Origin of the sequence: Mesorhizobium sp. M1E.F.Ca.ET.063.01.1.1, from assembly GCF_003998155.1 — a bacterium.
Taxonomy (GTDB): domain Bacteria; phylum Pseudomonadota; class Alphaproteobacteria; order Rhizobiales; family Rhizobiaceae; genus Mesorhizobium.
Genome location: NZ_RZSC01001252.1, coordinates 1 through 1,024 on the forward strand (window position 1 = coordinate 1; position 1,024 = coordinate 1,024).

Sequence of the window (1,024 nt, forward strand, 5' to 3'; positions counted from 1 at the left end):
AGGCGCGCCGCCGACCGCCATCTCGCGGAAGTCCATGAAACGGAAGGCCTTGGTCGAGACGTCGACATCGACAAGCTTCTGCAACAGGTCGCGGGATTTCGGCCCGGCGATCGACAGGCCGACAAGCGTCTGGTCGAAGCGGTGGATGCGGACCGCCCCATCCTTCGGCAGGTGCTTTTCGAACCAGCGCATGTGATATTTCTGCGCCGCCGACGAGCCCCAGATCATGAAGCGGTCCTCACCGGTCTTGGCGATGGTGAAGTCGCCGATCAGCTTGCCGAATTCGTTGACCATAGGGGTCAGCACGATGCGGCCTACCTTCGGCATGCGGTTGGTCATCAGCCGATTGAGAAAATCCTCAGCACCCGGCCCCGAGACCTCGTATTTGGCGAAGTTGGCGATCTCGGTGACGCCGACCTTCTCGCGCGTGGCGCGCACCTCCTCGCCGATCGGACCGAAATCGTTCGAACGATGGAAGGAAACGATGTCCTTCGGCTCGGTGCCCTTCGGCGCGAACCAGAGCGGGGTCTCCAGGCCCCATGAGTCGCCCATGACCGCGTTGTTGGCGAGCATGGTGTCGTAGAGCGGCGTCGTCTGCGCGGGCCTAGCGGCGGGCAGTTCCTCGTTCGGGAAGCGGATCGAGAAGCGGCGTGAGTAATTCTCGCGCACCTTGGCGTTGGTGTAGCGCAGGCTCGCCCATTCGCCGAAGCGCGCGACGTCCATGCCCCAGACATCGAAGCCCGGATCGCCATGCACCATCCAGTTGGACAGAGCGAGGCCGACGCCGCCGCCCTGGCTGAAGCCGGCCATCACGGCGCAGGCGCACCAGAAATTGGTCAGACCCTGCACCGGGCCGACCAGCGGATTGCCGTCGAGCGCGAAGGTGAAGGGGCCGTTGATGATCTGCTTGATGCCGGCCTTCTCGATGCCGGGGAAATGCTTGAAGCCGATTTCCAGCGACGGCGCGATACGATCGATGTCGGGCTGCAGCAATTCATGGCCGAAATCCCAGGGCGTGTTCACC

The 1,024-nt window shown here is 63.6% G+C and carries 1 protein-coding gene; it reads right to left on the minus strand.

Annotated elements, in window-relative coordinates; translation table 11 throughout:
- The coding region (locus EOA29_RS37690) for an FAD-dependent oxidoreductase (RefSeq protein ID WP_145970095.1) at window positions 1-1,024 on the minus strand (1,024 nt) is incomplete at both ends.